This is a genomic window from Streptomyces sp. NPDC033216, assembly GCF_055577115.1.
Genome location: NZ_JBVIQK010000014.1, coordinates 106,946 through 123,236, shown reverse-complemented (window position 1 = coordinate 123,236; position 16,291 = coordinate 106,946). Strand labels below are relative to the sequence as shown.

The 16,291-nt window shown below is 72.4% G+C and carries 11 protein-coding genes; 7 read left to right on the top strand and 4 right to left on the bottom strand.

Annotation, left to right across the window (positions count from 1 at the left end):
* Positions 1 to 176 precede the first annotated feature (176 nt).
* The 4 genes from ACZ5Y0_RS24455 to ACZ5Y0_RS24440 all read right to left on the bottom strand — a co-directional run bounded on the left by ACZ5Y0_RS24455 (position 177) and on the right by ACZ5Y0_RS24440 (position 4,714).
* The gene (locus tag ACZ5Y0_RS24455) at positions 177 to 617 is read right to left on the bottom strand and encodes an SRPBCC family protein (protein WP_469130813.1); all 441 of its coding nucleotides are present in this window, start codon (positions 615 to 617) and stop codon (positions 177 to 179) included.
* 122 nt (positions 618 to 739) lie between these two features.
* Positions 740 to 1,528 (bottom strand): polysaccharide deacetylase family protein, encoded by a 789-nt coding sequence (locus tag ACZ5Y0_RS24450; RefSeq protein WP_469130812.1) that lies wholly within the window; start codon positions 1,526 to 1,528, stop codon positions 740 to 742.
* Positions 1,529 to 1,714: 186 nt separating this feature from the next.
* Positions 1,715 to 3,166, bottom strand: coding sequence for a family 43 glycosylhydrolase (locus ACZ5Y0_RS24445; protein ID WP_469130811.1), 1,452 nt, complete (start codon positions 3,164 to 3,166; stop codon positions 1,715 to 1,717).
* Between the two features lie 30 nt (positions 3,167 to 3,196).
* The gene (locus ACZ5Y0_RS24440) at positions 3,197 to 4,714 is read right to left on the bottom strand and encodes a family 43 glycosylhydrolase (RefSeq protein ID WP_469130810.1); all 1,518 of its coding nucleotides are present in this window, start codon (positions 4,712 to 4,714) and stop codon (positions 3,197 to 3,199) included.
* A 213-nt stretch (positions 4,715 to 4,927) separates the two neighbouring features.
* On the opposite strand from ACZ5Y0_RS24440, the gene ACZ5Y0_RS24435 reads away from it, so the two are divergent.
* The 7 genes from ACZ5Y0_RS24435 (at position 4,928) to ACZ5Y0_RS24405 (ending at position 16,267) form a co-directional block, all read left to right on the top strand.
* Positions 4,928 to 5,629, top strand: coding sequence for an SDR family oxidoreductase (locus tag ACZ5Y0_RS24435; RefSeq protein ID WP_469130809.1), 702 nt, complete (start codon positions 4,928 to 4,930; stop codon positions 5,627 to 5,629).
* A 112-nt stretch (positions 5,630 to 5,741) separates the two neighbouring features.
* Positions 5,742 to 6,311, top strand: a complete 570-nt coding sequence (locus ACZ5Y0_RS24430; protein WP_469130808.1) for a TetR/AcrR family transcriptional regulator — start codon at positions 5,742 to 5,744, stop codon at positions 6,309 to 6,311.
* A gap of 126 nt (positions 6,312 to 6,437) precedes the next feature.
* Positions 6,438 to 6,617, top strand: a complete 180-nt coding sequence (locus ACZ5Y0_RS24425; protein ID WP_469130807.1) for a hypothetical protein — start codon at positions 6,438 to 6,440, stop codon at positions 6,615 to 6,617.
* Between the two features lie 336 nt (positions 6,618 to 6,953).
* Positions 6,954 to 8,039, top strand: a complete 1,086-nt coding sequence (locus ACZ5Y0_RS24420; protein WP_469130806.1) for a GNAT family N-acetyltransferase — start codon at positions 6,954 to 6,956, stop codon at positions 8,037 to 8,039.
* A 121-nt stretch (positions 8,040 to 8,160) separates the two neighbouring features.
* The gene (locus tag ACZ5Y0_RS24415) at positions 8,161 to 9,234 is read left to right on the top strand and encodes an NAD(+)/NADH kinase (protein WP_469130805.1); all 1,074 of its coding nucleotides are present in this window, start codon (positions 8,161 to 8,163) and stop codon (positions 9,232 to 9,234) included.
* A 491-nt stretch (positions 9,235 to 9,725) separates the two neighbouring features.
* A complete protein-coding gene (locus tag ACZ5Y0_RS24410; protein WP_469130804.1) occupies positions 9,726 to 15,131 on the top strand; it encodes a non-ribosomal peptide synthetase in 5,406 nt (1,801 codons plus the stop codon).
* Positions 15,128 to 16,267, top strand: coding sequence for a saccharopine dehydrogenase NADP-binding domain-containing protein (locus tag ACZ5Y0_RS24405; RefSeq protein ID WP_469130803.1), 1,140 nt, complete (start codon positions 15,128 to 15,130; stop codon positions 16,265 to 16,267). Before ACZ5Y0_RS24410 ends, ACZ5Y0_RS24405 begins: the two co-directional genes overlap by 4 nt.
* The last annotated feature ends 24 nt before the right edge of the window (positions 16,268 to 16,291 follow it).

The window sequence follows — 16,291 nt, the reverse complement described above, 5'->3', positions numbered from 1 at the left end:
CGCCGCTGCCTCGACGTCTTCCGCGCTACGTCCGCGCCCGCCATGGGGTCACCTCGGCATCACCGCGAGGGACTGCCCCGAGGGCCCCTCGGCGGCGCGGGCGGCGGTACGGGAACGGCCGTCCGCGCCCTCCCCGGCGGGCGTGGGGGCGGGGCGAGGGGGCAGGTGGTGCGGCGTCAGGGCCGCCGCAGCAGGCGGTTGGCGGCCCGGCCGAACACCGTGCGGGCCAGGGGGCCCACGAGCGGATCGAGGGGGGAGGGCAGGAGGCGCGGCCGGAGTTCCTCGCGCCAGATGACCCGGGTCCGGCCGCCCGGTCCCGGGCGGACCTCGATCTCCGCCCAGCCCCGGACCAAGCGACCGCGCTTCTCCAGCCGGCACAGACCCGGTTCGCCGTCCTGCGGCGGGCACCAGACGGTGACCTCCATGCGGTCGTCGAGGGCGAACGGCCCGATCCCGGACCGGGCCACGAACACGGTGCCCTCCCCGTTCGGTTCGGGAGTGAGCACGGTGACGCGGGTCAGCGGGACCACGTCACCGTGCCGCGTCCACTCGGTGAGCCGGCGCCAGGCCTCGTCGAGGGGGAGCGGTGCCGTGCGTTCGAACTGGAAGGTGACCACGTAGTGATCGTAAGGAGTCGCCTCGCCCCGGCGGCGCGTTCGCCGGCGGCTCACACCATTGGCCCAGTGCGGGAGGGGCGCCGGCGGACGGGGGAACGTTTCCGCGGCGACCGCTGTCCGGCTCAGCGGTAGACCCTTCCGGCCTCCGCCCTGCCCGGTGCGAGGAGTTGGGGCACGGTCACGAAGACGTAACCGCGTTCCTTCAGCGCGTCGATGATCCCGGGGACCGCGGGCACGGTCCCCGCGTAGATGTCGTGCAGCAGGATGATGCCGTCCCGCTCGGTCTGGGCGAGGACGCGGTGCTGGATCAGCGCGGAGTCCTCGGTCGTGTAGTCCTTCGCCGTCACGGTCCACAGCACCTCCGCGAGGCCAAGCTCCCGGCAGATCTCGTGCACGGTGTCGTTCGTGCGGCCCTGCGGCGGGCGCATCAGGGTGGGCCGGCGGCCCGTGAGGCGCTCTATCTCCCTGTTGGGGCGCTCCAGTTCCTCGCGTATCTCCCGCGGTGTCAGCCTGGTGAGGATCTTGTGGTCCCAGGTGTGGCTGGCCACCTCGTGGCCCTCGTCGGCCATGCGTCCGACGAGCCGCGGGTACTTCTCGATGTGGTTCTTGCCCAGGAGGAAGAAGGTCGCCGGGACCTGTTTCTCCTTCAGGATGTCCAGCAGGCGGGCGGAGTTCTCGCTCGGGCCGGCGTCGAAGGTGAGCGCGACGCACTTGGCCTCACGACAGTCGACGGTGCCGAAGCGGGCCGCCTGGGCGGTGGACGCGGGCTCGGCGCGGACGGCGCTCGGTGCGGTGGCGTCGGCACCGGCGCAGCCCGTCAGGGCCAGGGCCAGGCAGGCGGCGGTGACACCGATCGCGGCCGTGCGGAACGGGATCCCCGTTTTCTTCGTCTTCTTGGTCGGAGAAGGCATGCCGGGACTATACATAAAGCGTATAGCGGGTGACCTGGTGATTCTTTCCGGTCCACGCGCCGATGCCGCCTGCCGTGCGGGGCTGCCACCAGCCCGAGCACTTACCGTCCGGACACAGGCGTGCGCCCGGACGGTGAGGGACCGTCGGGCGCACGCCGGTGGTTCCGCGGGATCAGCGAGGGCGTCTCACTGGGCGTAGAACGTCGCGTCCGCGCGGTCCGTCGCCGTGCTCGGCGCCTGTACGTACAGCAGGTGGTCGTAGTGCCGCAGGTAGCGGCCCGCGTAGTTGTACGACTCGTACGACACTCCCGCCGCGTCGGACAGGCCCGCTCGCCGGGTGAAGGTGGCGTCGGCGGCGAACCGCGCGGTGCCGTCGTTCTTCTCCACCCACGCCTCGAAGTTCTTGTGCCGCAGGTAGTAGCCGGGGAAGTTGGCCGACTCCAGCGACACCGTGCCGCTGCCGGCGAGGCCGGGCACCACCCGGAACTGCGAGTCCGCGAGCGGGCTCACGTTCGCCTCGACGCGGGCGCGGTACTCCCAGTGCCGGATGAAGCGGTCCGGGAGGTTGTACGAGGAGAAGCGCTGCGGGGTGGCCCCGTCGGCGACCGGGATGCCGAAGTCGGGGGTGCCGTCGGCCTTCCAGTACAGCTTCTGCACGCGGGTGCGGCGGTTGGGGTCGTTCAGCGGATCGCCGGTGATGTCCTTGTAGCTGCGGTCGTGGTAGACGAGGATGTCGGACTTGCCGTCCTCGGAGACGGTGAAGGAGTTGTGGCCCGGCCCGTACTGCGACGTCGCGGCGCTGGTCCTGAACACCGGCTGCGAACTCTTGGACCAGGAGGCCGGGTTGGTGAGGTCGGCGGTGGCGGCGGCGGTGAGCAGGCCGAGGCAGTAGTTGGCGTCGGTCGCGCTCGCCGAGTAGCTCATGAAGACCCTGCCGCCGTGCTGGATCACGGCCGGGCCCTCGTTGACCTTGTAACCGACGGTCTCCCAGGACAGGGTGGGCTGCGAGATCTCCGCCGGGGTCCCGGTGATCGTCCAGGGGTTCGCCATCTTCGCGATGAACAGGCTGGTGTTGTTCTCCTCGGCCGGGTTGCGCTGCGCCCAGGCGAGGTAGCGCACGCCGTTCACGGCGAACGTGGTGGCGTCCAGGGAGAAGCTCTCCCAGGTGGTCTTGATCTGGCCCTTCTCGGTCCAGGTCGCGGTGAGCGGGTTGCTGCCGGTGCCCTCCAGGACGTACATGCGGATCGCCCACACGTCATTGGTGGCGCCGGCCGCGAAGTAGACGTACCACTTGCCGTCGATGAAGTGGATCTCCGGTGCCCAGATGTGGGCGCCCATGACCCCGCTGGTGTGCTTGGTCCAGATGGTGGTCTCGGGAGCCGTCGACAGGCCCTGGATGGTCGTCGCCCGGCGCAGCACGATGCGGTCGTACTCGGGGACCGTGGCGGTGAAGTAGTAGTAGCCGTCCGTGTGCTTGAAGATGTGCGGGTCGGCGCGCTTCTCCGCGATCGGGTTGGTGTAGGTCACGCCGGGGGAGGCGGGCACGGCGGCCCGTGCGGTGCCGGCCGGACCGGCGAGGCAGGTGGCCGCCAGGGCCACCAGAAGGGCCGTGATCAGGCGTAGGGCGTTGCGTCTCACGGGAGTTCTCCGGATCGCAGGGGGGTCGGATCAGGTGGTGGGCACGAGCCGCCACTGCTGGCACGTGTTGTTCAGCCAGGTCCACTGCCGTACGTCGGCGCCGTTCGCGGTCCCGCAGTCCGCGACGTCGGCGACCTTGCCGCTGTTCTCGTTGACGAGCCGCACGTGGTCGCCGCTCGCGGTGAACACGGCCCGGAAACGCTGGCACTTGTTGTTCAGCCACGACCACTGACGCAGATCGGCGCCGTCCGCGGTGGAGCACCCGGCGGTGTCGAGCACCCCGCCCGTGGCCACGTTGACCAGCCGACTGGTGTCGTCGCCGAGGTCCTCGATCCGCCACTTCTGGTTGGCCCCGCCCGTGCAGGTCCACTGGAGGACGTTCGTGCCGTCGGCGACCGAACCGCTCGACACGTCGAGGCACTTGCCACTGTTGCGGTTGACGAGGGTGTACGCCGTCGGGGTGGCCGCCGTCTCGCCGGACGGGCCGGGCAGCGCGGTGCCGAGCGCGACCGGTGTGCCGAGGTCGGGGGTGCCGTCGGCGTTCCAGGTGAACTTCTGCGCCCTGGTGGTACGGCCGTTGCCGCAGCCTCCGCCGGCGGAGGAGTTGGCGTGGTAGACGATCCAGTTCTCGGTGCCGTCGGGGGAGGTGAAGAAGCCGTTGTGGCCGGGGCCGTAGACGCCGTTCGCGTCACTGCGCTGGAACACTGGCGCCTCCCTTTTCGTCCAGGACGCCGGGTCGAGCGGGTCCGGGCCCGTCAACTCCAGCCGACCGAGCTTGTAGTCGGCGGTCTGACAGGAGCTGGCGGAGTAGGTGAGGAACGTGCGGCCGCCGTGGTAGAGCGGCTCCGGGCCCTCGTTCACGGGGGAGCCCACCCGCTCCCAGTCCAGCGTCGGACCGGAGATGACCGTGAAGGCACTGCTGGAGAGCGTGTACGGGTTGCTCATCGGCGCGATGACCAGGCTCTGCGGACCGCCGTCGACGAATCCGCTTCCGACGAGGAACAGCTTGCCGTTCGCTCGCAGCACGCTCGCGTCGATCAGCCAGCCGCCCGGGGTGAGGTTGGAGCCGGTGAGCGAGCCCTTGTAGGTGTAGGGGCCGAGCGGGTCGGTGCCGGCGCTCTCCAGGACGTGGGTGCGCTGGGAGTCGCAGCAGGCGACCCCGCTTCGCCCGGCCGAGTAGTACAGGTACCAGTGGCCGTCGAACTCGTGGATCTCGGGCGCCCAGATGTTGGTGTTGCGGCTCGCGGTGGTGTCCGACCACACCTGCACGGTGGGCGCGGTGGCGAGTCCCGCCAGGGTGGGCGCCTTGCGCATGCCGAGGACACCGGTGAACGTCGTGGTGACCAGGTAGTAGTTGCCCTCGTGGTACTGAAGCCAGGGGTCGGCGCCTTTCGCCGCCTTCAGCGGGTTGGTGTACGGGCGGCCCGCCGCCGCGGAAACCGGCTGCGTCGCCGCGACCAGGGCGACGAGTGCGACGAGGAGCGTGAGCACGCAGGCCGGCCGGGAACCACCGCGGGCGGTCAGCGCGCGGGCAAGCCGACGGAACATCCGAGGCATACGGGACCGTCCCTTGTACGTGATTTCGAACACAGTTCGGAACTTCGGCCAGAAGATAGGGGTCGCGAGTGACCTCGTCAATGGTTTCGGCAAGCGGCGACCGACGGGCGGCGACGCCTTTGACTCTGGAAACCGATCGGTTTAGCATCCTGGAGCCGAAGGGAAACCGATCGGTTTCCCAGGTTCGGGTCCAGGAGGCACCGCATGACCGCGATCAAGAACTCCGTCGTCCTCGTCACCGGCGGCAGCCGGGGTGTCGGAAAGGCCCTGGTGGAGGAGGCCTACGCGCGCGGCGCCGGAAAGGTGTACGCCACCGCCCGCGACCCCCGCACGGTGACCCACCCGGACGCCGTCCCGCTCGCCCTCGAGGTCACCGACCCCGACTCGGTGGCGGCCGCCGCCGCACAGGCCGGTGACGTCACCGTCCTGATCAACAACGCCGGCGTCGCCACCGGCGCCCGCTTCCTCGACTCCCCGCTCGACGCCGTGCGTGCCGAGTTCGAGACCAATTTCTACGGTCCCCTGCTGCTCGCCCGCGCCTTCGTGCCGGTCATCGAGCGCAACGGCGGCGGTCACCTCCTCAACGTCCACTCCGTGTTGTCCTGGTTCTCCGACGGCAGTGCCTACGGCGCCACCAAGGCCGCCCTGTGGTCCCAGACCAACGCCCTGCGTCTGGAACTGGGCTCCCGTGGAATCCAGGTCACCGGCCTGCACATGGCCTACGTCGACACCGACATGACCAGGGGCGTCGACGGGCCCAAGTCCCGCCCGGGCGACATCGCCGCCGCCGCGCTCGACGGGGTGGAGTCGGGGGCGCACGAGGTGCTCGCCGACGACCTCACCCGCTGGGTCAAGGCTCAGCTCTCCGGGGATGTGGCCGGGATGTACGACCAGTTGGCCCGCTGACCCGCGCGACGGCCGCGCCGTGCGGCGACCCGCACGCAACGATGGCCCGGTACCGAGGTCCCGGTAAACCGTTCGGTTTCCCAGGTGCCGGTGACCGGGTTAGCCTCTCCCCATGAGTACCGACGCGAAGCCCACCCCCCGCGACCGGCTCCTGGAGGCCGCCGCCGCCCTCGCCTACACCGAAGGCGTCGGGGTCGGCGTCGAGGCCCTCTGCAAGGCGGCCGGGGTGTCCAAGCGCTCGATGTACCAGCTCTTCGAGAGCAAGGACGAGATGTTGGCCGCGAGCCTGGAACGGCGCGCCGCGGCCTACGCCGACCTGCTGATGCCCGACGCCGACGACGGGCGGACGGCCCGCGAGCGAGTCCTCCACGTCTTCGAGCGGGTGGAGGAGCAGGCGGCCCTGCCCGAATACCGCGGGTGCCCCTACCTCGCCGTCCAGATCGAGCTGAAGGACCCCGACCACCCCGCGAGCCGGGTCGCCCTGCGGGTCAAGGGTGAGCTGACCGAGTTCTTCCGGTCCGAGGCGGAGCGCGGGGGCGCGTCCGATCCTGCCCTGCTGGCCCGCCAGTTGACCCTCCTCTTCGACGGGGCGAGCGCCCGCGCCGGCACCCGGGCCGACGCCCTGGGCGGGCTGATCCTGCCGATGGTGGCCACGCTGCTGGACGCGGGGGGCGTCGGCTGACCCCGGAGGCGCGCCCCCGGCATACGTCACCGCTCTGACTGGTGATGTGCTTGCTCGGGCCGGGTATCCTCGGTATTCGAGTGGGCGACCGAACCGCAGTGCACGTCCGAACCCCCGGAGGATGAGATGGCGCACGAAGAGAACGTCCCGGACGCCGCGGAGGCGGCCCGCCGCGCCCGGTTCGGCGCACTGCCGGAGCGGATCACCCCGGCCGAGATGGTCGAGGAGAAGCCGTCGAACGTCATCGACCCGGCGAGGAACGACTTCGACGACGACGAGTGGCTCGTCCGCATGGGCGCCTTCTGAGCCGACCGGTGACGCGCTGAGCCTGCCGGTGACGGTGACGCGCTGAGCCTGCCGGTGACGCCTGCCGCGTCGGCCGGCGGGCGGCCTCGTCACCGTTTCCGGCCGGCCGGGTGACGCCGATTGCCCGCAACGCACCGCGAAGCCGTTCGCCCACCCGGGTCCCCGAGGCCGTTCACCCGTACCCGCGAGTCTTCGGCTGAACGTTCATATGCGGCAATCTTCCCGTTCCGGAAACGGCGGTCACGTTTCTCGCGGATCATGGACGGGCCGGAAGGGACGGGGCGGCAAGGTTTCCGTCGGCCGCGCCGCCCACTCCCCGCGACACCAGGAGTCCGCATGACCACACCGCGTATCGACCTCGTCCACCCCGGGGACCTGGCCCCCACGGACCTCGCGTCGTGGAACGACCTGCGCACCACGACCGCGACCGTCGCGAATCCCTTCATGAGCGCCGAGTTCACCCAGGCCGTCGGCCGGGTCCGGCCCGACACCCGGGTGGCCGTCCTGCGCCGCGGAGGGCGGCCCGTCGGCTACTTCCCCCACCAGCGCGGACGTTGGGGCTACGGCCGTGCGGTCGGACTGGGCGTCTCCGACTGCCAGGGCGCCGTACTCCAGCCCGACGTCCACCTGGAGGCGCAGTACCTGATGCGCGCCTGTTCCCTCAACGCCTGGGAGTTCAACCACCTCGAAAGCGGTCAGGACCTGTTCCTGCCGTACGCCACCGAGCAGTTCGCCTCGCCCGTCGTCGACCTCACCCCTGGCTTCGAGTGGTACGAGCGGCACCTGCGCGAGACCGCGCGCGGCTTCCTCAAGACGGCCAGGGCACAGGAGCGCCGTATGGCCCGCAACCTCGGCCCCCTGCGCTTCGTCCACGACGAACACGATCCCGGGGCCCTGCGCACCCTCATCGCCTGGAAGTCCGCCCACTACCGGCGCACCGGCCGCCGCGACCCCTTCGCCCAGCCCTGGATCACCCGGCTCGTCCACCTCCTCGCGGACACCGCCGCCCCGCACTGCTCCGGCGTCCTCTCGGTGCTCTACGCCGCCGACCGGCCCGTCGCCGCCCACTTCGGCCTGCGCTCGCGCACCGTCTTCTCCTGCTGGTTCCCCTCCTACGACCGCGCCCTCGCCACCTACTCGCCCGGCCGCGTCCTCTACCTGCGCATGATCGAGACCGCCGCCGCCTCCGGCATCCGCCTCTTCGACTTCGGCCGGGGTGAGGCGGCGTACAAGGACTCCTTCAAGACGGGAGACCTCCTGGTCCACGAAGGGGCGCTGCGCACGACCGGACCGGGAGCAGCCCTGCACTGGCTCCGCCGCGAACCCGTACGCGCCGCGCACCGCCTGGTCCGCGACCACCCCGCCCTGAAACAGGCGGCCCTGCGCGCCCTGAGCGCGGTGGGCACGGCACGCACGCGCTGACCTCAGGACTCAGGACTCAGGACTCCGGGCCGCGGTTGGCGGACAGCGGCGGCGTGGCACGCGTGGCGGCCCGGCGCCGACGGTGTTTGCTGGCCTCCCGCGAGGTGATGTGGAGGCTGACATGACGGTGGGTCGGCTGGGACTCGTCGTGCACGGAGGGCGCCCGGAGGCCGGAGAGGCCGCCCGCGTCGTCCGCGCGTGGTGTGCGGAGCACTCCGTGTCGTGTTCGGACATCGACGTGTGGCGGGACGGCGGGCGGCACAGCGCGGGGGAGGAGGTCGAGGCCGCCGGGAACCCCGACCTCGTCGTCACCCTCGGCGGCGACGGCACGTTCCTGCGCGGAGCCCGGCTGGCCGCCGAGAACGACGCCCTGGTCCTCGGCGTCGACCTGGGCCGCGTGGGCTTCCTGACCGAGGTACCCGTCGCCGAGGTGCGTACGGCCCTGGACGCCGTACGGGAGGACCGGCTCACCGTGGAGAGCCGGCTGTTGCTGACGATGCGCGCGTCGCGCCGGCTGGAGGTGCCCGAGGAGATGGAGGCGCTGCTGAAGTACGGGCGCGGGCCGCTCCTGCCGCCGCCCCGGGTGCGCGAGGACTGCGAGGTCGACGACGAGTGGGGCATCCCCCTGCACGTGTTCGCGCTGAACGACATCGTGCTGGAGAAGCTGTCGCGCGACCGCCAGGTGTCCGTCGGCGTCTACGTCGCCGGACGACTCCTCGCCTCCTACTCCGCCGACGCGCTGCTGGTGGCGACGCCGACGGGCTCGACCGCCTACAGTTTCGCCGCCGGCGGCCCCGTCGTCTCGCCGCGCGCCGAGGTCCTCGTCTTCACCCCGGTCGCCCCGCACATGACGTTCGACCGGTCGGTGGTGACGGCGCCGGACGAGCCCGTCGGGCTGCGCGTCCTCGAACGGTCGGGCCGGGCAGCCGTCAGCATCGACGGCCAGCTGCGCGGCGTCCTCGACCCGGGCGACTGGATCGGCGTCTACGCGGCGCCGCGCAGGCTGCGGGCCGTCCGGCTCGGTCCGACGGACTTCTACGGCCGGCTGCGCGAGCGGATGAACCTCACCGACGCCCCGGCCGCCGTCGCCGACGGGAGTGCCGCCCCGCTGTGGTCGGTGACGACGCCCCCACCCGGCGACCTCGCCCACCTCACCCTGCTGACGGCTCCGGCGGAGCCCTCCTCCGAGCCGTAGCCGTTCCCGCGCCCGGTCGCAGGTGGTCAGGACCGGGCGAGGACGGCCCGGACCACGCTCGCCCAGCCGCGCCCGGAGGCCGTCGGGTACCCGAGCGGGACCCCGGTCGGCGGTCCTGGCGGGCGGCCTGTGCCTACGTGCGAGGCCGTCCGCACAGGGCGGGCCGCACACCACGTGGCCCCCGGACCGCGGGCACCCGGCCGAGCGGTGCGGACCACGGAGCGATCCGAAAGACGCGCCCGGCGACCCCCGTCCGCATCCTGCCGGGCGTGACCTCGAGGACGGCGTCACTGGGACGGACATCCAGAACTTCGCCAGTGCCCATGCACGAGGCTGGCATCTCGCGTGGCTGTTTCGGCTGGGTGTGCACACCAGGGCGAGGAAGGGCAACGGATCATGAATGTCGGGGAGTTCGTGGCCGAACTGAAGGCGGCCGGAGTGGTGATGTACGAGGAGGGGGGAAGCTTCGCTATCGCACGCCACAAGGGGTCATGACAGCGGAGCGCCTGGAGACGCTCCGTACCCACCGCGACGCCGTCCTCGCCCTGTTGAGGGCCGAGGAGTACGGGCCCACCGTCGTCGCCGATCCCGCGGCGGCACACGAACCCTTCCCCCTCACGGATGTTCAGGGAGCGTATCTGCTCGGACGGAGCGGGGCGTTCGACTACGGCGGCGTGGCCTGCCACGGATATCTGGAGATCGCTCTCCCGCACTGGGGCGCCGAGCGGATCGAGGAGGCCTGGAACGAGCTGATCCTGCGTCACCCCATGCTGCGTGCCGTCGTCTCCGCCGAGGGCTACCAGCGGGTGCTGCCGGAGGTTCCGCGCTACCGGATCCGTCGCGAGGACCTGCGCGGCGCCGCCGACGAGGTCCGGGAGTGCGCGCTGGCGGCGACCCGGAACGAGATGTCGCACCAGGTGCGCCCGACCGAGCAGTGGCCCCTGTTCGAACTGCGTGCCACCGACACCGACGAGGCCTTGGTCCTGCACGTGGCCGTCGACCTGCTCATCTGCGACTACAGCAGTATCCGGCTGCTGCTCACCGAGCTGGGGGAGCTGTGTACGGGCGCCCGGCGGCCCGAGCCGCTGGGCACCACCTTCCGTGACTACGTGCTCGCCGCGGGCGCGGTGCCCGAGGGGACCCGCTACCGGCGGGACCGAGACTACTGGTGGTCCCGGATCGACGACCTGCCCGCCGCCCCCGACCTGCCGCTGCGCTCCGACTCGCTCAGCGCCCCGCCGCGCTTCACCCGGCACGGGCTGCGGCTGACGCCCGCGCAGTGGGAGACCTTGACCCGCCGCGCCACCGAGGCCGGAGTGACCGCGTCCGGCGTCCTCCTCCAGGCCTTCGCCGAGACGGTCGGCCGCTGGAGCCGCCACCCCCGCTTCACCCTCAGCCTCACGGTGCAGAACCGGCTCCCGCTGCGGCCCGACGTCGACCGTGTCGTCGGCGACTTCAGCTCCACGAGCCTGCTCTGCGTGGACCTCACCGAGGGAACGACGCTGGTCGACCGCATGCGGACCGTGCAGGCCCGCCTCTGGGAGGACATGGACCACGGCCTCTGCTCGGGCGTCGAGGTGCTGCGGGAGCTGGCCCGCCGCCGCGGGCGTGCCGAGGCACTGCTGCCGGTCACCTTCACCAGTACGGTCAGCGGCTCGGCGGGGGCGGAGGGGGCCGAGTCCGGGCTCTCGCTGATGCCCGGGGGCCGGCTGGTCCACGGCATCACCCAGACCCCCCAGGTCTGGATCGACTGCCAGGTCATGAACGACGGCGGCGGGCTCCTCGCCCACTGGGACGTCCGCGAGGGCGTCTTCCCCGAGGGCGTGGTCGACGACATGTTCGCCGCCTTCTCGGATCTCGTGACGCGGCTCCTCGACACCCCCACCGCCTGGGAGGACGCCGACCCGCTGGGCCTGCCCGCCCGCCAGACGCGACGTGTGGCCGACGCCAACGACACCGCCGCCGCGCGCCGTCACCAGCTCCTGCACACCGCCGTCGTCGAGCAGGCGGAACGCACCCCCGACCGGACCGCGGTGGTGACCCCCTCGCGGAGCCTCAGCTACGCCGAACTCCTCGGCAGGGCACGGGCCGTGGCCGACGCAGTCCTCGGCGTCGGCGGCCGGCCGGGACAACGCGTGGGCATCGTCATGGAGAAGGGCTGGGAACAGATCGTCGCCGTCCTCGGCGTGCTGCTCGCCGACTGCGCCTACCTGCCCGTGGACACCACACAGCCGGCGCTGCGCCGCAACGCCGTACTGGACGACGCCGAGGCCCACCTCGTGCTCACCCGGTCCTCGCTGCTGCCCTCCCTGGACCTCCCGGAGGGGACGCACGCGGTCACCGTCGACACCCTCGACCCCGTCGACCCGCGGGACCGGGCGGACCGCGGCCACCGGGCAGCGCCCGACGACCTCGCGTACGTCATCTACACCTCCGGTTCCACCGGCGCCCCCAAGGGCGTGATGATCAGTCACGCCGCCGCGCTCAACACCGTCGACGACATCAACACCCGCTTCTCGGTGACCGCCGACGACCGCGTGCTCGGACTGGCCCAACTCGGCTTCGACCTGTCGGTCTACGACGTCTTCGGCCCCCTGTCGACCGGTGGCGCGCTCGTCCTGCCCGACGCCGCGCGCCACGGCGACCCCGGACACTGGGCGCGACTGCTCGCGGACCACGCCGTCACCGTGTGGAACTCCGTCCCCGCGCAGATGCAGATGCTGGAGGAGTACCTCCGCACCGACCCCGGTGCGGACGTCTCCCGGCTGCGGCTGGCGATGCTGTCGGGCGACTGGATACCCGTCACCCTCCCCGACGCCGTTCGGCGCCGGGTCCCCGGGCTGAACGTGGTGAGCCTCGGCGGCGCCACGGAGGCGGCCATCTGGTCGATCTGCCATCCGATCACCACGGTCGACCCCGGGGCGCGCAGCATCCCGTACGGCAAGCCCCTGGCCAACCAGCGCTTCCACGTCCTCGACACGTTCCTGCGCGAGTGCCCCGCCCACGTCACCGGCGAGCTCTACATCGCCGGCGCCGGCCTCGCCCTCGGCTACCTCGGCGACGCCGAACGCACCGCCGAGCGGTTCGTGACGCATCCGGTCACCGGCGAACGGCTGTACCGCACCGGCGACATGGGCCGCCGCCTGGACGACGGCGCGATCGAGTTCCTCGGCCGTGTCGACCGCCAGGTGAAGCTGAACGGCCACCGCGTCGAGCTGGCCGAGGTCGAGGCGGCGCTCCAGACCTGTCCCGGCGTGCAGACCGCCGCGGCCATCGTCCAGGGCGAGGGAACCGCCCGTCGGCTCGTCGCCTTCGCCGAGCCCGCGCGGACCGCCGCACCCGCCCTTCCCACCGTGCTCCGGAACCAGGCGGCCACGAGCGTCGGCGAAGCCGTCCGCGCGGTCGAGGCGGAGGACGTGGCCGAGATGGTCGACCTGCTCGACCTCTCCGCCCTCCAGTCGATGGCGGCCCTCTTCCGGTCCTGCGGGCTCTTCCCCGACGCCACGGCCGGGCACACCGCCGAGGAGATCATCGAGGCCGTCGGCGCGGCCCCCGAGAACCACTACCTCGTACGGCGCTGGCTGACCGCCCTGGAGGGGGAGGGCCGGGTGATACAGGACGCGGACACCGGCCGCTACCGCGAACTGCGCGAGGACGCACCCGGGGAGCACGAGGCCGTCCTGACCCGGATCGACGCGCTCGAGTCCCGGACCCGGTGGGGTGCCGAACTCTTGCGCTACCACCGGGTCTCCGAGCAGAACCTCGCCCCGCTCGTGCGCAACGAGATCGACCTCAAGACCCTGCTCTTCCCCGAGGGTCGCCTGGAGACCGCCGAGGCGGCGTACCGCGACAACCTGATCAGTCGCCACAACAACGCGGTCGTGGTGTCCGCGATGCGGGAGATCTCCCGGCGGCACGACGGCCCCGAACCGCTCCGTCTCCTGGAGATCGGCGCCGGGGTGGGCGGCACGAGCACGGTCCTGGTGCCCGAACTGGCCGGCCTGAACGTCGACTACCTGTTCACCGACCTGTCCCACTTCTTCCTCACCGCGGCCCAGGAGAAGTTCCAGGACCACCCCTGGGTCCGCTACGGGTTGTTCGACCTCAACGGTGACCACCGGGCCCAGGGCTTCGCCCCGAACTCCTTCGACGTGATACTGCTGGCCAACGTCCTGCACAACTCCGTGCACGCCGAGCACGTCCTCGCCCGGCTGCGGGAACTCCTCGCCCCCGGCGGCTGGCTGGTCTTCATCGAGGCGACCCGCGACGCCTACCACGTCATGACGTCCATGGAGTTCAACGCCGGCCTCCACGGCTTCGAGGACGAGCGCCGCGAGACGGGGCAGACCTTCTTCGGACGTGAGCAGTGGCTGCGGATGCTCCGCGAGGCCGACGCCGAGGTCGCCTTCTGCCTGCCCGAGGAGGACAGCCCGCTGTCCCGCATCGGCCAGCACGTCTTCGCGTCCCGCTTCAAGGCCGACCGCACCCGGCTGCGGCCCGAGGCGCTCGTCGCCCATCTCGCCGACCGGCTTCCCCCGTACATGATTCCCGCCGAGATCCAGGTCGTGGACGGCATACCCCTCACCGGCAACGGCAAGGTCGACCGCGCCCGCCTGGAGGCGTGGACCGCCTCCGCCGCACGGGGCCGGGCCGACGAGGGCGGTGACGCGCCGCGCGCCGGCATGGAGCAGATCCTGGCCGGACTCTGGACGGACGTGCTGCCCGTCACCTTCGTCGGCCGCGACGCCAACTTCTTCGACCTCGGCGGCGACTCACTCCTCGTGGCCCGGCTCGTCACCAGGATGCGCGAACGCCTTCCCGAGGCCGCCGACCTGGAATGGGACGACCTGCTGCGCCTGGTGATGAACCGGCCGACCGTGGCGGCGCTGGCCGAGCACCTCGGGGCCACGCGCGGCGGCGTCCCGGGCCTCGCCGGTGCCGCCCCCACCTCCCCGCTGGTCCGGATCAGCGACGGTGCCGCCGGTACGGCGGACACCGCCACCCGGGTCCTGGTGCACGACGGGACGGGCACCCTCATCCCCTACCGGGCCGTGATCCGCGAACTGGGGGACCGGCTTCCCCTGGCCGGTCTCGTCGTCGACGACATCGAGGCGTTCCTGAAAGCGGATCCGCGCACGCAGGTGGCGGAGCTGGCCGACCGGCACGCCGGGACCCTGCTCGCCGCCGGGCTCGGGCCGATCCACCTCGTCGGCTACTGCATGGGCGGCCTGCTGGTGCCCGAACTCGCCCGTCGGCTGACCGCCGCCGGCGCCGAGGTGACCGGCCTCACCATCATCAGCAGCTACCGGGTGCCCTACCTCGTGGAGGACGACCTGCTGGCCGAGTACATCTTCGCCCGGCTGATGCGGGCGGACCTGGTCGCACTCGGCTACCCCCGCGACGAGTCGGGGACGCGCGACCTCGTGCGGGCGACCACCGAGCGCTTCACGGACACGGTCCCGCAGGGCAGCCTCGTCGACCGGCCGGAGTCGGCCCTGACCGGTCCCGGACGGGAAGCGCTGCGGGCCTTCCGGGCGCTCGCCGAGCGGTCCCAGGAGGAGCGGCTGCGCGCCGTCGGCGCGTCGATGCCGGTGGAGGACGCCGGGCTCCGTTCCGACGAGCGGCTGTCGAGGCTGTACCGCATCGTCAAGCACAGCCTCGTGTCCGTCGCCTCGCACGAGGCGACGCCCTGCGAGTTGCCCGCGACGTTCGTCCGTCAGACGGGCGAGGCGGAGATCTTCCCCGGCATGCACCGTGACATGACCGACTACTGGCAGCAGGTGTGCGGCGAGGGTCTGCACGTCGTGGACGTGCCCGGTGACCACTTCACCTGCGTCCAGCCGCCCAACGCCGGGGCCGTGGCCCGCGCGTTGCTCGCGCGGAAGGACGGCCGGTGAGCGGCGAGGCGCCCCTGATCGGCATTCTCGGCGGCTACGGGGCGGTCGGCGCGGCCGCCGCCCGGGCACTCGCGGCCGAGGGAGAGTTCCGGCTGCGGATCGGCGGCCGGGACGTCGGGGCGGCGGCACGCGTCGCGGCCGCCCTCGGCGGGCCGGCCGAGGTGAGGGAGGTCGACGCCCGGTCCGACGCGAGCCTCGAACGGTTCGCCCGCGGCTGCGACGTGGTCCTCCACTGCGCGGGCCCCGCCTACGAACTGGCCGACCGTCCGCGCCGGGCGGCAGCGGCCGCGGGCGCCGACTACGTGGACGTGATGGACGGCTGCGGCCCGGGCCCCGCTCCGGCGGGTGAGCGGACGGCGGTCCTGTCGGCCGGTCTCTCGCCGGGCCTGTCCGGACTGCTGCCCCGGATCCTGACCGAGGAGCGGCCCTCGCCGGGGGGCGCCCGGTTCACCGGGTACTACGTGTCGCGCGGGGCGTTCACCCGGACCGGTGCCATGGACTACCTGCTGAGCCTGGACCGCGGTTACGGCACACCGCGCGCCCGGTGGCGCGACGGGCACGTCCTGCCCGGCTCGCTGCGCGGCGCGGAGGAGCGCGCGGTGGGGGGCGTGCCGCACCCGGTCACCGTGTACCCCTACCTCACGCAGGAGCTGGTGGGCCAGGCCCGCGCCCTGGGCCTCGCCGAGGCCCGCTGGTACAACGGCTTCGACGGCCCCCACCTGCTCGACGCGCTGAACCGCTACCGGGCCGGCGACGACCGGGCGGGCGACCTGGAGGCGCAGGCGGCCGGCGTGGTGCGGGCCAGCACGCTCGACGCGCTGGGACGCTCCCCGTACCACGTGCTGTACGGCGTGCTGGAGCTGCCCGAGCGCACCGGCACCCTGGTGCGCCGCGTGGTGCTCCGGGGCGAGGACGGTTCGGCGATGACCGGCGTGGTGGGCGCGGTCGCGGCCCGCGAGGTGGCTCGGGGGCGCGTCCCCGAGGGCGTGCACGCAGCCGCGCAGGTGCTGCCGGCCCGAGGCGTCCTGGACGCCCTGCGGCGGCAGCTGCCCGGCACGGTCGTCGCCTTCTCCGACGACGTGCTCACCGGGGAAGGAGTCTGCGCGGACCCGGTCATGGAGGAAGGCGTGCTGTGACATGCCCCGGGACGGACACCGACG